Source organism: Celeribacter arenosi (assembly GCF_039539485.1).
Classification (GTDB): Bacteria; Pseudomonadota; Alphaproteobacteria; order Rhodobacterales; family Rhodobacteraceae; genus Celeribacter; species Celeribacter arenosi.
Window position 1 is genome coordinate 796429 of sequence record NZ_BAABDF010000007.1, and the last position, 17058, is coordinate 813486.

Genomic DNA, 17058 nt, shown 5'->3' on the forward strand with positions numbered 1-17058 from the left:
GTGACGACCAGAAAGGCCGCGAGGCAATGAAACTCTCCGATTTCGACTTTGACCTCCCCGAGGACCTGATCGCCACGCGCCCCGCACGCCCGCGCTCGTCTGCGCGCCTGCTCGTGGCCACGCCGCAGCGGATCACGGACGGCGTCGTCACAGACCTCGTCGACATTCTGCAACCCGGTGACCGACTCGTGCTCAACGACACCAAAGTCCTGCCCGCCCGCCTTTCGGGCACCCGCGGGCGCGACACCGCGCAGGGCTGGCAGGAGGCAAAGGTCGAGGTCACGCTGCTCGAACCTCAGGCAGAGGCCGGTCAATGGCGCGCCCTCGTCAAGCCGCTCAAAAAGGTGCACATCGGAGAGGCGATCCGCTTTTCCGACGACCTCTCGGCCACTCTGCTGGGTAAAGAGGACGGGCAGGCGCTCCTGTCGTTTTCGCTCTCCGGCGAGGATTTCGACCGCGCGCTGGCCGAGGCAGGCTCCATGCCGCTGCCCCCCTATATCGAAGCGATCCGCAAAGCCGATGCGCAGGACCGCGAGGATTACCAAACCATCTGGGCGCGCAACGCGGGCGCGGTTGCCGCCCCCACCGCCTCGCTGCATTTCGACGAACCGCTTCTGGCGCGCCTGCGCGAAAAGGGCGTCGATTTTTCCTATGTCACCCTGCACGTCGGCGCGGGCACGTTTTTGCCTGTAAAGGTCGACAATGTGGACGACCACAAAATGCACGCCGAATGGGGCGAGGTCACTGACACTGCCGTGGCCGAAATCGCGGCAACCAAACGGGCAGGGGGCCGCGTCATCCCCGTGGGCACAACCGCGCTGCGCCTGATCGAAAGCGCCGCCGCAGGCGGAGAGATCGCGCCGTTTCTGGGCGAGACCGACATCTTCATCAAGCCGGGCTACCAATTCCGCGTCGCCGACGCGTTGATGACAAATTTCCACCTGCCCAAAAGCACGCTGATGATGCTCGTCTCCGCCCTCATGGGGCGCGACCGCATCCGCGAGGTCTATGACCACGCCATCGCCGCGCGCTACCGCTTCTTTTCCTATGGTGATGCCTCTTTGCTTTTGCCAGCCGCCGAATCCACCTAAGGCTGGGCATATGAAACAGGTTCTCACCGCCTCGTCCCCCCTCCTTTTGGGCATACTTTTCCTGATGATCGGCAACGGTCTGCAGGGCACTCTGCTTGGCGTGCGCGCCGAGTTGGAAGGGTTTTCGACGACCGAAGTCTCCTTTGTGATGTCGGGCTACTTCCTCGGGTTTCTTGGCGGATCGCGCATCGCACCGGATCTGATCCGGCGTGTTGGCCATGTGCGCGTCTTTGCGGCGCTTGCCTCCTTTATCTCCGCCGCGCTGATCCTGTTTCCCGTCATCGCCAACCCGTGGGTCTGGATGGCGCTGCGCGTCGTGATCGGCTTCTGTTTTTCGGGCGTCTATGTCACCGCCGAAAGCTGGCTCAACAACGCCGCCTCCAACGAAACCCGTGGCAAAACGCTCTCCGCCTACCTTCTGGTGCAACTCGCAGGCCTCGTGATCGCACAGGCGATCCTGTCGCGCGGCGACCCCTCGGGCTTTGTCCTCTTTGTGATCCCCTCGGTGCTGGTCTCGATTTCCTTTGCCCCGATCCTGCTGTCGATCACCCCGACACCGCCATTCGAGACCTCCAAACCAATGACCTTCCGCCGCCTCTACGAGGCCTCGCCACTGGGCATCGTCGGCATGTTCCTGATGGGCGGCGTGTTCTCCGCGCAGATGTCGATGGCCGCCGTTTACGCCACACAGGCCGACTTCGATCTGGCCAAAATCTCTGCCTTCGTCGCCGCGATCTTTATCGGCGGGGCGGTGTTCCAGCTCCCCGTGGGCTACTTTTCGGACCGCATCGACCGTCGTGTCGTGATCCTTTTCGTGGCCGCGATGGGGGCCACTGCCTGTTTCGCAGGCTTCGCTCTGGCACCGGGTTACAGGGTCGCGCTGCTCATCGGGTTCATCGCGGGCGGGGCGGCGAACCCGCTCTACTCGCTCCTCATTGCCCATACCAACGACCACCTTGAAACGGACGAAATGGCCTCCGCCTCGGGCGCAATGATGTTCGTCAACGGGCTCGGATCGGTCACCGGCCCCTTGCTCGCCGGTTGGTTCATGAGCCGCGTCGGCCCGCCGGGCTACTTCCTGTTTCAGGGCCTGTTGATGGCTTCTGTCACGCTCTATGCGGTCTGGCGAACCACACGCCGCGCCTCCATCGCCGTGGAAGATACCTCGCATTATGTCGCCGTGATGCCATCGACATCACCGGTCGGCTCCGAGGTCGCTCAGGAAGTCGCCATCGAAATGGCCGAAGCCGAGGCCGAAGCAGATGCTGCAACAGAGGCCGAAACCGACCGTACAGCTGCGCAGTAATCCGCCCCGCCCCGTCGCATTTTGTTTCATCAGCGCAACATAAGGCACGACGTCAGGCCTTAGGGGACAATTTTCTTGCGGGCTTTGGTTGGAATTGTAACAGTTTTTTAAAACAAGGTTACCGCGTTGGAGTGAGGCATGGTGAATAGTCAAAGCGGGGCAACACCCCTGAAGCCGGAAGAAGTTCTGTCGTTCTGGCTCGATGAGGTCGGGCCCGACAAATGGTACGCCAGTGACGAGGCCTTCGATGCCGAAATCCGCACGCGATTTCTCGACGGGTGGGAGCACGCGCAGGCAGGGGCCTATTCGCTCTGGCTGACCTATCCCTCCGGGGCTCTGGCCTACATCATTCTCACCGACCAACTGCCGCGCAATATGTTTCGCGGAGAGGGCAAAGCCTTTTCCTCCGACCGCGCCGCGCTCGCCGCCGCCAAGGCTGCGATCGACAAAGGCTGGGATATGCGCATCGACCCGCCCGCGCGCCAGTTCTTCTACCTCCCCCTGATGCACTCGGAGGGTCAGACCGATCAGGACCGCTGCGTGCGCCTGATGTGCGAACGGCTCGAGGAATCACCCGGCAATTTGCGCCACGCACAGGCCCATCGCGAAATCATCCGCATGTTCGGCCGCTTCCCCTATCGCAACCAAGCCCTCGGGCGCGCGACCACGGCGGCAGAGCAGGCCTTTATGGACGATGGCGGATATATGCGGGTTTTGAATGCCTTGCCGCAAAAAGCGGCCTGAATCCTGCCCAATCCACCTCCCGCGCCGGCATGCGTTTCATGACGTAGCTATGCGTCACGCGAAAACCTGCCAACATGCGGGCGCCGTTGCTGCATCTTGAAGGATAGTTTAGTGTCAAACTAGTTTTCGGTGTCGGGAGGACCCTATGGCAGAACAGAACTTCGATCTCGTCGTGATCGGCGCAGGACCCGGTGGATATGTCGCGGCAATCCGTGCTGCCCAACTCGGCCTGTCGGTCGCCTGTGTAGAGCGTGAAAACCTCGGTGGCATTTGCCTCAACTGGGGCTGCATCCCGACCAAGGCACTGCTGCGGTCTGCGGAAATCTACCACCACATGGAACGCGCCAAGGAGTTCGGCCTGTCGGCAGATAAATTCTCCTTTGACCTCGACGCTGTGGTGGCCCGCTCGCGAAAAGTCGCGGCCCAAATGAACGGTGGCATCAAAGGCCTGTTCAAAAAGAACAAAGTGACCGCCATCATGGGCGAGGCAAAAATCGCCGCCCCCGGTAAAGTGGTCGTCAAAACCGACAAGGGCGAAGAAACCCTGACCGGCAAAAACATCATCGTCGCCACCGGCGCGCGCGCCCGCGAATTGCCGGGCCTTGAGGCCGACGGCGATCTGGTCTGGACCTACCGCCATGCGCTCACACCGAAACGGATGCCGAAGAAACTTCTCGTCATCGGTTCCGGCGCCATCGGCATCGAATTCGCGAGCTTCTATAACACCTTCGGCGCGGACACGACCGTGGTCGAGGTGATGGACCGCGTCCTGCCCGTCGAGGACAAAGACATCTCCGCCTTCGCCAAAAAGCAGTTCGAAAAACAGGGCATGAAGATCCGCGAAAAAACCACGGTGACCAAACTCGACCGCCAAAAGGGCAAAGTCATCGCCCATCTCGAAGCGGGCGGCAAAACCACAACCGAAGAGTTCGACACGGTCATTTCCGCCGTTGGCATCGTCGGGAACGTGGAGGGCATCGGCCTCGAAGAGCTCGGCGTGAAAATCGACCGCACCCATGTCGTCACCGACGAATATTGCGCCACAGGCGTGCCGGGCATCTACGCCATCGGTGACATTGCAGGCGCTCCGTGGCTGGCCCACAAAGCCTCCCACGAAGGTGTCATGGTCGCCGAAAAGATCGCCGGTCTCAAAGTCCACCCGATCAAACCGAACTCGATCGCGGGCTGCACCTACTGCCACCCCCAAGTCGCCTCTGTCGGCCTGACCGAAGAAAAGGCCAAGGAAGCAGGCCATAAAATCAAGGTCGGCAAATTCCCCTTCATCGGCAACGGTAAAGCCGTCGCCATGGGCGAAGCCGAGGGCATGGTGAAAACCATCTTCGACGAGAAAACCGGCGAATTGCTCGGCGCGCATATGGTTGGCGCGGAAGTCACCGAAATGATTCAGGGCTACGTCATCGGTCGCCAGCTGGAGACCACCGAAGAAGACCTGATGCACACCGTCTTCCCGCACCCGACGATGTCGGAAATGATGCACGAAAGCGTTCTGGCCGCCTACGGTCGCGCGCTCCACATCTAGGCGTCACCCCAATCGACCCTCAAACCCCGCGCCACCCGCGCGGGGTTCTTTTGTGTCTGCGCCCCGCGCGCGCCATCCAGACCCGTCCAGCACCCCGTTTCAGATCAAACCCGGACACCTCGCCGATTCCCATCCCTCTGAATTTGACGGCAAAAACAGGGCAAAAGGTGCAAAATATCGCGGGTTTAGCGCACAAAATGGCGAAACAGCGCCCTTTGTCTCCGTCCGCTCTACAATGCCAGACCTGTCTTATTTGTGCCCCGATTCATGGTTTACGGGACGTTAATTCACCCAGGTGTTTGCAGGCATTCTGATCGTTCCGGTCCGTGCACTTTTTGCAAACACCACCGTAAATAGACAGGAGTCCAGACATGAGCGGACGTTCTAAATCCATCCTTGCTGCCGCCTTGATCGCGGCGGCTCCCCTGATCGCCAGCAGCGCCAGCGCGGCGACAATCACGGGTTTCACCGGTGCCTACGATATGTCCAATTGGACGATTTCGACTGGCGGCGGGTCCGTCAACACCTCCGGCGCACCCAACAGTATCTATCTGGTCGAACCGAACAACGCCGTTGGCGGCGCGACCGTCTCGGTCACAACCACCGCCGCCAGCACCGGCATTTTCGCGTTTGATTGGAAAGTCGGCGGATCAGATTGCGGTTGGGCAACATCCTACGCGATTGTCGGTGGCGCATCGCGCGGTCTGGCCAGCAATTGTGCGTCCGGTAGCTACAATGCCGCAGTATCCGCAGGTGACGTGATCGGATTTTCGATCGTCACAAAGGACGGCATCTTTGGATCGAACACTTTGACGATTTCGAACTTCTCGGCGCCTCAGGCCCCGAAACTCTCGGCTGTTCCGCTGCCTGCAACGGGCATGATGCTGCTGACGGGCTTTGGCGCAATGGCTGGCTTTCGCCGCAAATCCAAAGCGAAAGCCTGAGGTTTTACAGACAGGGGTCCCTCAAAACGACCCGCTGATCTGAACGACAAAGGGAGGGGCATCGCCTCTCCCTTTTCTCATCGCCCCGACCACCACCCGCACTCACTCGACCTTCGCGCCATGGGGGACGATCCACAAGGCGCGCAGGGCGTTCAGGATCACGGCCACGTCAATCGCCTCCTGCAACAGCGCCCCCTGAACCGGCGTCAGATACCCGAAAGCCGCCGCGATCATGCCTGCAACCGACAGGCCGATCCCTGCGATGACGCTCTCGACCGCGATGCGTCGGGCACGGTGCGCAATATCGATCCCGATCCCGAGCCTGTCGATGCGGTCCACCAAGAGCACAACATCCGCCGCCTCCGCCGAGGCCGCCGCCCCGCGCGCACCCATGGCCACGCCCACATCCGCCGCGGCGAGGGCAGGGGCGTCATTCACCCCGTCGCCGACCATCATAACGGGGGCATTCTTGCACTCGGTCAAAACCAGCAGCACCTTCTGGTCCGGCGTCAAACCCGCCCGCACCCCGTCAAGGCGCAGCCCCGCGCTCACCCGTTCGGCCACCGCCGCACGATCACCGGTCGCCAGCAGAATGCGGTCGATCCCGTCGCCGCGCAGCCCGTCGAGAAATCCGCCCGCCCCCTCGCGCAACGGATCGGCCATCACCAGATGCCCCGCCATGCGCCCATCGACCGCCACCGCGACCAGAACCGATCCCGCAACCCCCGCCGCATGCTCGCCCGTGGATTGCCCGACACGGCGCGCCACAAATCCGTCGCCCCCCACGATCACGCTGCGCCCCTCGACACCGCCAACGACGCCTTCACCCGCGATCTCGGCAACCTGCGATGGCACGGGGAGGTCAAGACTGCGCGCCTTTGCCGCCGCAACGATAGCCTGCGCAACAGGGTGCTTTGATGCCTGATCGAGCGCGGCGGCAAGGCGCAGGATCTCGTCCTCTTCCATCCCTTCGTGGCTGATGATCTCGACGATCTGCGGGCGCCCATCGGTCAATGTGCCGGTCTTGTCGAGGATCAGCGTGCGCACCCGCGCCATGGTTTCGAGCGGCCCCGCACCCTTGATCAAAACACCGAAATGCGCCGCCCGCGAAAGCCCCGCGACCAGCGCCACCGGCACCGCCAAAATTAGCGGGCAGGGGGTCGCAACCACCAGAACCGCTACCGCACGGATCGGATCGCCCGTGACCCACCACGCGCCAAAGGCGATGGCCACTGTCACGGCCAGAAACGCCAAAGACCACCGGTCGGCCATGCGCGCCATAGGGGCCTTGGACGCCTGCGCTTCCTCTACCAGACGCACAATCCCTGCATAGGTGCTTTCCTTGGCAAGGCGCGTTGCGATCAGATCAAAGGGCTCTCCCGCATTGGTGGAGCCGCTCATCGCATCGCCCCCATTCATCAGGCGCACGGGCAGGGATTCCCCCGTCAGGGCGGAGGTGTCGACAAAGACCCCATCCGAAGTAACCGTGCCATCCACAGGCACAACATCGCCCTGCCGGATCAGGAGCACATCGCCAAGCGCGATCTCCTCCAACGGCACCTCTTCGAGACCACCGTCTTTGTGCCGCGTCGCCATGCGCGGCACACGCGACAGCAGATCGTTCATTTCGCGGCGCGCGCGCCCCTCGGCAAAGCTCTCCAAAAAGGTGCCGCCCGAATACATCACCGCCACAACCGCCGCCGCCAGCGTTTCGCCAAACAGCAACGCGGCACTCATCGACAGCGCCGCCACGATGTCCAACCCGACCTCGCCACGCCACAGACTGCGCAGGATTTCGACCAGCAGCGCGGCCAGCACCGGCACGACCCCGATGAACCAGACCGTCTGCGCAACATCGCCATGTCCCGCAAAATAAAGGCCAATGCCCACCACCAGCCCCGCAACCGCAATGATCAGCAGCGCGGTCTTCAACCGGTCGGTGCCTAAATGGTGCATGCGCGCCTGCTTCCTTTGCATCGCTCAATCGCGACAGGGGACCCGCGAAACCTCATCGCTCCAAAGCTCCTTTGCCCGCAATGATCTTGTCGCGAAACTTCGCAATTCGCGAAACACGTGTGGGCGATTGTTTGGCCCCATTCAGATTGAACAGGTAGCTCCTCTGACGCCCCGGCGTGAGCGCATAAAACGCCTCTGCCAACTCCGGATCATCGTCGAGCGCCGTGGCCAACTCCTCGGGAAAATCCGGCTGAACCGTGGTCTTGACCGGCGTGATCCCCGCCTCGGCATAGCCCTTCGCCTCCGCCAGATAGGCCGAGATTACCGAGGCCTGCGCGGCGGGCCCATCAGAGGTCGTGAACCGGATCATGTCAGGGTGCTGCGAATTCGCCCCTTGGCGCTCCAACACCCCCTCGGGGTCCTTCATCAGCGCCGCTTTGAAAAACGTCAGCCGGAAGTTTTCGCGAAACGCCCCGATGATGACGATGTTGCGACCGGCGTGCATGTAGCACGGATGCCCCCATTTCGCCGTCTCGCTCAGCCCCGCATCGAGGCAGATCGCGCGCAGCGCCGCCAGACCGTCGGCCCAGATCCGCGTGGAACACGCCGGCGTCTCGAACCGCGCACAGCGCCCGCATCCCTTGGCGAAATAGTCATCGACATCGGTAATCATGGTGGTCCCTGAATGTGCAATCCACCGATGACTCTATGCCCACCGCGGCCCCCCCGCAATGCCACCCGCGGCGGGGATCAAACGGTTCTGTTGTGACAAAACAGTAAAAGGGTAGCGCAAACCTTGTGCGGTTTCGAACATGTGCTAACCTGTCGCACATGACAGATTGGGATTCTCTTAGATACATACTCGCCGTCGCCCGTGAGGGCGGCCTGTCGGGTGCCGCGCGCGTGCTTGGAGTCAACCACGCAACCGTTTCACGTCAGCTGGCAAAGGCGGAGGATGCCGCCGGTGTGCGCTTCTTCACCCGCCTTGCCTCTGGTCTTCAACCCACCGAGGCCGGTCAGGTCGCGATCGGCCACGCCGAGGAAGTCGAGGCGCGCATGGTCGCCCTCGATATGGCGCTGGCCGCGCGCGATGAAACCGAAGAGGGCGAATTGCGCATCACGCTGCCGCCCCTTCTGGCCGATGACCATTTCGCCGAAGACCTCAAAGTGTTCAGGGAATTGCATCCCGCCATCGACATCCACATCGTCGGCGTGACCGAGGTGCTGAACCTGCACCGGCGCGAAGCCGACGTGGCCATCCGCGTCACCCGCAGCCCCGAAGAGAGCCTTTGGGGCCGCATGATGACCCAACAGCGCTCCGGCTGGTTCGCCTCGCCCTCCTATGTCGCCGAATATAGCGATGTGCTCGCGGGGCGCGACCGTGACCGCGCGCTGCCCTATATCTCCTTCACCGCATGGTCGCAGGCCTGCCCATCGCAACTCTTTGCGGAAATGCCCAATTCGACCGTCGCCATCCGCACCGACGACATGGTCTCGGCGCTCTCGCTCGCCCGCCAAGGCGTCGGCATGGTGCGCAGCTCGCATTTCCTCGGCAACCCCGATCCCGGCCTGATGCGCGTGCCGGGTCTGGGTCTGTCCGACCATATGCCGATCTGGGTGCTCACCCATCCCGACCTGCGCCACGTGCCCCGCGTCACCGAATTCATGCGCTTTATCGCGGGCCGCTTCTCGGCGCGCAAAACGCTGTATATGGGTCCCGACGAGGTGATCGATAACGCCGATACGCGCCCCGATGCGGCCAAGTTCGAAGGCACTCTGGCCTCAAACAGCTAGGCCACTTAAATCCCGACATGAATAGGGCGGCCCCACGCGGAGCCGCCCTTTTCATTGCATTGCGTGTGGCACTCACGGGGCCACGACATCGCCCCCGCCCATGGCCCAGTTGTTCAACCCGCCGAGGTTCTGCACTTCCGTGTGCCCCATCTGGCGCAGCATATTGGCCGCACCCGCCGCGCGCGCGCCCGAGGCACAATAGAGCACGATGGTTTTGTCACCGTTTTTGAATTCCGGCAGGCATTCCGGCGACGAGGGGTTACATTTCATCGCCATCGTGGCGAGCGGCACAGAAAGCGCGCCCTTGGCTTTGCCGGTGCTGCGCAATTCCATCGGATCGCGGCAATCGACCAGAACCATAGAACCGTCTTCAACGCCGTGCTGAATGTCATCGACCGAGAGTTTCGGGGCAGATCCGCCAAAAAGTCCGAACATGGATGATTCCTTTAATGGTGTTTCGAGTTGCCCCTTTCCTACCATTGCCCCCTCAACGCCGTCTGTGATCAAGTCACGCAGGCTTTTCGAGCGCGATCTGGGCGCGTCAATATCGCGTGTTCGCGCTTCGTTCTCATTTTCTTGTTGGATGCGCGCGCCACCTCGCCTAGATAGGAGAGGAAAGTTTTCGACAATTTATCCGGGGTAGTGGGTCGCATGGCCGAACTGAAACATATCGAGGTGCGCGGCGCGCGCGAACACAACCTCAAAGGCGTGGATGTGGACATCCCGCGCGACGAGCTCGTGGTGATCACCGGCCTGTCGGGGTCAGGCAAATCCTCGCTCGCTTTCGACACGATTTACGCAGAGGGCCAGCGCCGCTACGTTGAAAGCCTCTCGGCCTACGCGCGCCAGTTCCTCGACATGATGGGCAAACCGGATGTGGACCACATCTCCGGCCTGAGCCCCGCGATCTCCATCGAACAGAAAACCACCTCTAAGAACCCGCGCTCCACTGTGGGCACGGTGACCGAGATCTACGACTACCTGCGCCTCCTGTTCGCGCGCGCCGGCACCCCCTATAGCCCGACGACCGGCGAGCCGATCGAGGCCCAGCAGGTGCAGGACATGGTCGACATCACCATGCGCCTCGAAGAGGGGACACGCGGCTACCTGCTCGCCCCGATCGTGCGCGACCGCAAAGGCGAATATCGCAAGGAATTCCTCGAACTGCGCAAACAGGGCTTTCAACGCGTCAAGGTCGACGGGGAATTCTACGAACTCGACGCCCCGCCCACGCTCGACAAAAAGTTCCGCCACAATATCGACGTCGTGGTCGACCGCATCGTGGTGCGCGAAGGTCTGGAGACCCGCCTCGCGGATTCCCTGCGCACCGCCCTCGACCTTGCTGACGGCATCGCGATCCTCGAAACCGTGCCCAAAGACGACAGTGTCGACCCCGAACGCATCACATTCTCGGAAAACTTCGCCTGTCCGGTCTCCGGTTTCACCATCCCCGAAATCGAACCGCGCCTGTTCTCCTTCAACGCGCCCTTCGGCGCCTGCCCGACCTGCGACGGTTTGGGGATGGAGCTGTTCTTTGACGAACGCCTCGTGGTGCCCGACCAGACGCTCAAAATCGCCGACGGGGCCATCGCTCCATGGCGCAAAGGCAAAACGCCCTACTTCCTGCAAACCATCGAAGCGCTGGCCAAACACTACGGCTTCAAACCCTCCGCGCCGTGGAAAACCATCGACCCGAAAATCCAGAAGGTCTTTCTCTACGGCTCCGGCAACGAAGAAATCCCGTTCCGTTATGACGATGGCGGGCGCGTCTACGAGGTCACGCGCAGCTTCGAGGGTGTGATCCCCAATATGGAGCGGCGCTACCGCGAAACCGACAGCAACTGGATCCGCGAAGAATTCGAACGCTATCAAAACAACCGCCCCTGCGGCGCCTGCGGCGGCTACCGGCTGCGCGAAGAGGCGCTCGCGGTGAAAATAGGCCCGCCCGACAACCTCATGCACGCAGGCCAAGTGGTGCAGATGTCGATCAAGGATGCCTACGCATGGATCGACGGCATCATGGACGCGCTCAGCCCGCAGAAACAGGAAATCGCCCGCGCCATCGTGAAAGAAATCCGCGAACGCCTCGGCTTCCTCAACAACGTCGGCCTCGACTACCTGACCATGTCGCGCAACGCCGGCACGCTCTCGGGCGGCGAAAGCCAACGTATCCGGCTCGCCAGCCAAATCGGCTCCGGCCTGCAGGGCGTGCTCTACGTGCTCGACGAACCCTCCATCGGGCTGCACCAACGCGACAACGACCGCCTGATCGGCACGCTCAAACACCTGCGCGACCAAGGCAACACTGTCATCGTCGTCGAACATGACGAAGACATGATCCGTCAGGCCGACTACGTGTTTGACATGGGACCGGGGGCAGGGGTGCACGGCGGCACCGTCGTCTCGCGCGGCACGCCGGACCATATCGCCGCCGATCCCGCATCGCTCACCGGCCAATACCTCACCGGCTCACGCGAAATCGCTGTGCCTGCCGAGCGGCGCAAAGGGTCGGGAAAAACCGTCACCGTCGTGGGCGCGACAGGCAACAACCTCCAGAACGTCACCGCCGAATTCCCCCTCGGGCAATTCGTGGTGATCTCCGGCGTCTCGGGGGGCGGCAAATCCACGCTGACCATCGAAACCCTGTTCAAAACCGCCTCGATGCGCCTCAACGGCGCGCGCCAGACACCCGCGCCTTGCGAAACGATTCAAGGCCTCGAACATCTCGACAAGGTCATCGACATCGACCAACGCGCCATCGGGCGCACCCCGCGTTCCAACCCCGCCACCTACACCGGCGCCTTCACCCCGATCCGCGACTGGTTCGCCGGTCTGCCGGAGGCAAAGGCACGCGGCTACAAACCCGGACGCTTCTCCTTCAACGTCAAAGGCGGGCGCTGCGAGGCCTGTCAGGGCGACGGTGTCATCAAGATCGAGATGCACTTCCTCCCCGATGTCTACGTCGAATGCGAAACCTGCCGCGGCAAACGATACAACCGCGAAACACTCGAAATTGTGTTTAAAGGCAAAAGCATAGCCGACGTTCTTGATATGACGGTCGAAGATGCACAGGAGTTCTTCAAAGCCGTGCCGAGCATCCGCGAAAAGATGGATGCGCTGATGCGCGTCGGCCTTGGCTATATCAAGGTCGGCCAGCAGGCCACGACCCTCTCGGGCGGCGAGGCGCAGCGCGTCAAACTCTCAAAAGAGCTCTCCAAACGCGCTACCGGCCGCACGCTTTACATCCTCGACGAACCGACCACGGGTCTGCATTTCGAAGACGTCAAAAAGCTGCTCGAAGTGCTGCACGAGTTGGTCGATCAGGGCAATTCGGTGATCGTCATCGAACATAACCTCGACGTCATCAAAACCGCCGACCACATCATCGACATCGGCCCCGAGGGCGGCGATGGCGGCGGGAAAATCGTGGCCACCGGCACCCCCGAAGAGGTCGCCGCAACCGAACAGAGCCATACCGGCCATTACCTCAAACCGATGCTCGCGAAAGCGGGACGCCAAGCTGCGGAGTAGGGGCATGACCACGCGCCCCAAACTCGGCGCGCTCGCCGTCTGCCACGACGCGGGGCGCTTTCTGCTGGTTCAACGCTCCAAGGCCCCCGATGCGGGGTTCTGGGGCTTTCCCGGTGGCCACGTGGAATGGGGCGAAACCGTCATGATGGCCGCCACGCGCGAATTGCACGAGGAAACCGGCATCACCGCCACGCCGCAGCGCATTCTGGATTGGGGGGAGGCGCTGACACGCGATACCGCGGGGCAGGTGACCCATCACTTCGTGCTCGCCGCCGTGCTGCTCGACGACCCCCACGGCACCGCGATTGCCGCAGATGACGCCTGCGCCGTTAAATGGGCCACGCTGGCCGAAATCGATACCCTGCAAACCTCCGCGCGCGTCGCACAGGTGGCGCGCCGCGCGCTGTCGCGCCTCTAGGCGCGCAAACCTTACTGCGCCTCTAGTCGCCCTACCGGACCTCAAGACGCTGCTGGCGCTGAAACGCGCGCGCAGCCAGCAACAGCAGGATCACCGCGCCCACAAAGGCCCCGAAAACCAACAACCACTGGCTGCCCCAGTTCTGCACCATGATCGCAATCAGCGCCCATGCCGTGCCCAAAGGATAGGCGACCGCCTCAGGGCGCAGGTTGTGCCCGATAAAGGCGGTGATCAACGCCCCGGCGAGCGCGATCCACGCCCAGCCGATCTGCCCGAAAACCACGCCATAGCCCGCGCCCAGAATGCCCAGACCCGCAAAAGACGCCGCCGTCAGCCACCCCGCATAGAGCGCCACAGGTTCTTCCGCGAACCACTGGTCGAGAAACGGCGCACGGTTCATCGCCATCAAAGCCGTCACCAACATGAAAAAGATCAGGATGACCGCCCAGACCGGCGACACCATCGCCACCGGCAGCCAGATCGCCCCGACCGCCAAAGACGCGATCAGCGGCCACCGCATCGGCTCCCAATCCTCGGCATGGCGGCGTTTGAAATAGCCAAACCCCGCATGAACCACCAACCAAACGTAAATCACCCCCCAAATGGCAAAGGCATATCCCGCCGGCTGCACCGGAGGATCAATCTGGGGGATCGGATAGAGGGTCGGATCAAATCCGCCAAACCCGGGGACGAGGAAAGGCCCCGCGGCAAAAGCCAGCGTGGAGACGACGACGAGCAGTGCTTTGAATTTTTCCATAACTTACCTACGCTTGAAGGGGCAATTTGGTTCATTGTGCCGTGATTTCCCAAAACACGCCATTCCCACGCCCTATTCTTTGGGTCACCTAAGGTCAGCTTGGGAGAAGACGCAATGTCCGTTATTTTGTTTCGCCTATACCTTTATCGCCGCCTGACCCTGTTCTGCGCGGCGCTTCCAACCGTGCCGGCGCTCTTCACGGGCCAACCTATCATCACGGTGCTGGTGATTTTTGGCCTGGGCTGCGTGTTCTATGGCGCTCTTCTGGTCGCTCTCCCCGATAGCTGGATCGAAGCGGCCGCCACAGCCATCTCCAACGCCATCGTGGTCCTCGTTCTGGCCATGTCCACCGATAACATCGCCCAAACCGTGCTTCTGCATGACGGCGTCTGGTCCCTCGCGCTCGGCTTTGTGATTTGGGCCGCCATCGCGCTTGTGATGGTCAAGGTGCTGATATTCTTCGACCATTTCCATTTCGCCCGCCGCCGTGTGTTTTCGAAATTCAAGGTCCCTCTGACCCTCGAACAGGCCGCAGAGGCCTTTTGCCATTGGCCCGACAAAGAAACACGCAGCCACCGATGCGGCCCGCTGCGCGAGGACGGTCTGTTCCCTGTCTGGTTCAACATCCTCGGGCACAACCTCGAAACATTCGAACCCGAGGAAAGCGAACACGCCTTTCTGGTCCGCCCGATGAGCGAAATCCGCTACGACGACCGCATCGAAATCATCATCCAGGCGATCTGCGAAGTGCCCGGCGGCACGTCGACACAAACCGTGGCGCGCACCCAGATCACCCGCGAAGGGGATCGCACAGTGGTCGAGATCGAAGAGATCTCCGACGCCTTCACCGTGTTTTCATGGGCCTTCTACTGGCTGCGTGACTACGGGCGCGATCATGCCCGCGGGATGCTCGACAGCTACCTCGCACGCCCGTCGCCCTCGACCATGCACGGCAAGGGTCGCTCGCTCTTGGCCCTGATCGCCAAACAATTCGTCCACGAAGGCGCAGACAAAAACGGCGCCTCGTTTTAACCCGAGGCGCCGCCATTTCCGTCACACGATAGGGCGTTAGACCAACTGGCCCGCGGCCGTCAGCGTGGTCTTGCCGCGCAGATAGTCCTTGAGAACCTCGGGCAGTTTCACCGACCCATCCGCCTGCTGCCCGTTTTCGAGCACCGCGATCAAACACCGCCCCACGGCCAAACCCGACCCGTTGAGCGTATGCACGAACTCCGGCTTGCCCCCGTCAGCGGGCTTGTAGCGCGCATTCATGCGCCGCGCCTGAAAATCGCCCGCCACGGAGACCGACGAGATTTCACGGTACTTGTCCTGCCCCGGCAGCCACACTTCGAGGTCATGGGTGCGCTTCATCCCGAACCCCTGATCGCCCGAACACAGCTTCACCGTCCGGTAGGGCAGGCCCAGCTTTTCCAGAATCGCCTCGGCGCAGCGCGTCATCCGCTCATGCTCCATCTCGCTCTGATCGGGACGGGTGATGGCGACCATTTCCACCTTCTCGAACTGGTGCTGGCGCAGCATTCCGGCGGTATCTCGCCCCGCGCTGCCCGCCTCGGAACGGAAGCACAGCGAATGCGCGGTATAGCGGCGCGGCAGGTAGCTTTCCTCGATCACCACATCGCGCACAATGTTGGTCAATGTCACCTCGGAGGTCGGGATGAGCCACATGCCATCGGTGGTCTGATAGCTGTCCTCGCCAAATTTCGGCAACTGCCCGGTGCCATACATGCTTTCCTCGCGCACCAGAACGGGCGCGTTGGTCTCTGTAAAACCGTGCTCGTCGACATGGGTGTCGATCATGAATTGCGCCAGCGCCCGGTGAATGCGCGCCACAGCCCCCGAGAGCACGACAAACCGCGCCCCCGACAGCTTGGCTCCGGTTTCGAAATCCATGCCTTGGACAACACCGGCGATCTCGTAATGCTCTTTGGGTGCAAAGGAGAAATTGCGCGGGCTGCCCCATGTTTTCAACTCGACATTGTCGTTCTCATCGGCGCCATCGGGCACATCGTCATACATGATGTTGGGAAGCCGCATCAAAAGATCGCGCAGCTTCTCGTCCTCTGCCTTGGCTTCTTCGCCCAGACGCGCCACTTCGGCCTTCTTCTCGGCCACCAGCGCGCGCAAACGCTCGAACTCGGCCTCATCCCCGCGCGCCTTGGCCGCACCCACCTCTTTGGAGGCACGGTTCTGTTCGGCCTTGGCCTCCTCGGCGGCGACGATTTTCGCCCGCCGCGCCGCATCGATCGCCAAAATCGCCGCAGACTCACCGGACAACCCGCGCCGCGCCATGCCGGCGTCAAATGCTTCGGGGTTTTCGCGAATGGCTTTGATGTCATGCATCGCAGGTGTCCTCTCAGTCTGGTTTGTGGCCCGCTTATGACCTGTGCGCGCGGGCGGATCAACGCCAGATCGCGCGCGACCTTTCACACATCCTCACGCCGCCTGTTGCAGCACGCGGGCAGGGGGCATATGTCCCGCGTGAGCTTTCTTGCCATCCACGTTTGCCCCGATTAGGGTGCGCGACGACTTTCGGGGCCCACAACCCCCGGCTGACAGACACACATAGAGGAAATTTCCATGCTCGCATCTCCCGCCTACGCCCAAGCTGCCGGTGGCGCCGCCGCCAACCCCATCATGCAGTTTTTGCCGCTCATCCTGATTTTTGTGATCATGTATTTCCTGCTCATCCGTCCGCAGCAGAAAAAAGTGAAAGAACATCAGGCCATGATCAACGCAGTGCGCCGTGGCGACGAAGTCGTGACTGCCGGCGGTATCATCGGCAAGGTCGATAAAGTGCGCGAAGACGGCATCCTCGAAGTGACCATCGCCGATGGCGTCAAAGTGCGCGTTCAAAAAGGCACGCTGTCCAATGTTCTGTCCAAAACAGAGCCTGCGAAAGCGTCCTGAACACATTCGTATGATCTAGGCCCGCACCCCGTTGCGGGCCTCTTCGCTT

15 protein-coding genes are annotated in these 17058 nt (G+C 62.0%); 10 read left to right on the forward strand and 5 right to left on the reverse strand.

Annotated features, from left to right (window positions below):
• Positions 1-26: 26 nt before the first annotated feature.
• The 5 genes from queA (at position 27) to ABD815_RS11565 (ending at position 5625) form a co-directional block, all read left to right on the forward strand.
• Positions 27-1091: a tRNA preQ1(34) S-adenosylmethionine ribosyltransferase-isomerase QueA gene (gene queA / locus ABD815_RS11545; protein WP_344847286.1), complete on the forward strand. Its 1065-nt coding sequence runs from the start codon at positions 27-29 to the stop codon at positions 1089-1091.
• Positions 1092-1101: 10 nt separating this feature from the next.
• Complete coding sequence (locus ABD815_RS11550) at positions 1102-2397, forward strand: MFS transporter (protein ID WP_344847288.1); 1296 nt, start codon at positions 1102-1104, stop codon at positions 2395-2397.
• 138 nt (positions 2398-2535) lie between these two features.
• A complete protein-coding gene (locus ABD815_RS11555; RefSeq protein WP_344847289.1) occupies positions 2536-3141 on the forward strand; it encodes a DUF924 family protein in 606 nt (201 codons plus the stop codon).
• A gap of 145 nt (positions 3142-3286) precedes the next feature.
• A complete protein-coding gene (lpdA, locus tag ABD815_RS11560) occupies positions 3287-4681 on the forward strand; it encodes a dihydrolipoyl dehydrogenase (RefSeq protein ID WP_344847292.1) in 1395 nt (464 codons plus the stop codon).
• Between the two features lie 371 nt (positions 4682-5052).
• The gene (locus ABD815_RS11565) at positions 5053-5625 is read left to right on the forward strand and encodes a VPLPA-CTERM sorting domain-containing protein (protein ID WP_344847294.1); all 573 of its coding nucleotides are present in this window, start codon (positions 5053-5055) and stop codon (positions 5623-5625) included.
• 102 nt (positions 5626-5727) lie between these two features.
• On the opposite strand, the gene ABD815_RS11570 is transcribed toward ABD815_RS11565, so the two are convergent.
• Together ABD815_RS11570 and ABD815_RS11575 are read right to left on the reverse strand one after the other, a co-directional pair.
• Positions 5728-7581: a heavy metal translocating P-type ATPase gene (locus tag ABD815_RS11570; protein ID WP_344847296.1), complete on the reverse strand. Its 1854-nt coding sequence runs from the start codon at positions 7579-7581 to the stop codon at positions 5728-5730.
• 52 nt (positions 7582-7633) lie between these two features.
• Positions 7634-8254 carry a YdeI/OmpD-associated family protein gene (locus ABD815_RS11575; protein ID WP_344847298.1) on the reverse strand — a complete coding sequence of 207 codons (621 nt, stop codon included), beginning with the start codon at positions 8252-8254 and terminating at the stop codon, positions 7634-7636.
• Positions 8255-8412: 158 nt separating this feature from the next.
• Here ABD815_RS11575 and ABD815_RS11580 point away from each other — a divergent pair, with 158 nt between their 5' ends.
• Entirely contained in the window at positions 8413-9375 is a 963-nt protein-coding gene (locus ABD815_RS11580) for a LysR family transcriptional regulator (RefSeq protein WP_344847300.1), read from the forward strand.
• A 72-nt stretch (positions 9376-9447) separates the two neighbouring features.
• Here the strand turns inward: ABD815_RS11580 and ABD815_RS11585 are convergent, their stop codons facing one another.
• The gene (locus tag ABD815_RS11585; protein WP_344847301.1) at positions 9448-9810 is read right to left on the reverse strand and encodes a rhodanese-like domain-containing protein; all 363 of its coding nucleotides are present in this window, start codon (positions 9808-9810) and stop codon (positions 9448-9450) included.
• 216 nt (positions 9811-10026) lie between these two features.
• Here ABD815_RS11585 and uvrA point away from each other — a divergent pair, with 216 nt between their 5' ends.
• Together uvrA and ABD815_RS11595 are read left to right on the forward strand one after the other, a co-directional pair.
• Positions 10027-12906, forward strand: coding sequence for an excinuclease ABC subunit UvrA (gene uvrA / locus ABD815_RS11590; protein ID WP_344847302.1), 2880 nt, complete (start codon positions 10027-10029; stop codon positions 12904-12906).
• A 4-nt stretch (positions 12907-12910) separates the two neighbouring features.
• Positions 12911-13324 (forward strand): NUDIX hydrolase, encoded by a 414-nt coding sequence (locus ABD815_RS11595; protein WP_344847303.1) that lies wholly within the window; start codon positions 12911-12913, stop codon positions 13322-13324.
• A 31-nt stretch (positions 13325-13355) separates the two neighbouring features.
• Here ABD815_RS11595 and ABD815_RS11600 read toward each other — a convergent pair whose 3' ends face one another.
• Positions 13356-14081 (reverse strand): hypothetical protein, encoded by a 726-nt coding sequence (locus tag ABD815_RS11600; RefSeq protein WP_344847304.1) that lies wholly within the window; start codon positions 14079-14081, stop codon positions 13356-13358.
• A gap of 114 nt (positions 14082-14195) precedes the next feature.
• Between ABD815_RS11600 and ABD815_RS11605 the strand changes: the two genes are divergently transcribed.
• A complete protein-coding gene (locus ABD815_RS11605) occupies positions 14196-15113 on the forward strand; it encodes a hypothetical protein (RefSeq protein WP_344847305.1) in 918 nt (305 codons plus the stop codon).
• A gap of 36 nt (positions 15114-15149) precedes the next feature.
• On the opposite strand, the gene serS is transcribed toward ABD815_RS11605, so the two are convergent.
• Positions 15150-16442, reverse strand: a complete 1293-nt coding sequence (serS, locus tag ABD815_RS11610) for a serine--tRNA ligase (RefSeq protein ID WP_344847306.1) — start codon at positions 16440-16442, stop codon at positions 15150-15152.
• Between the two features lie 237 nt (positions 16443-16679).
• Between serS and yajC the strand changes: the two genes are divergently transcribed.
• Complete coding sequence (yajC, locus tag ABD815_RS11615; protein ID WP_344847307.1) at positions 16680-17009, forward strand: preprotein translocase subunit YajC; 330 nt, start codon at positions 16680-16682, stop codon at positions 17007-17009.
• Positions 17010-17058: the final 49 nt, after the last annotated feature.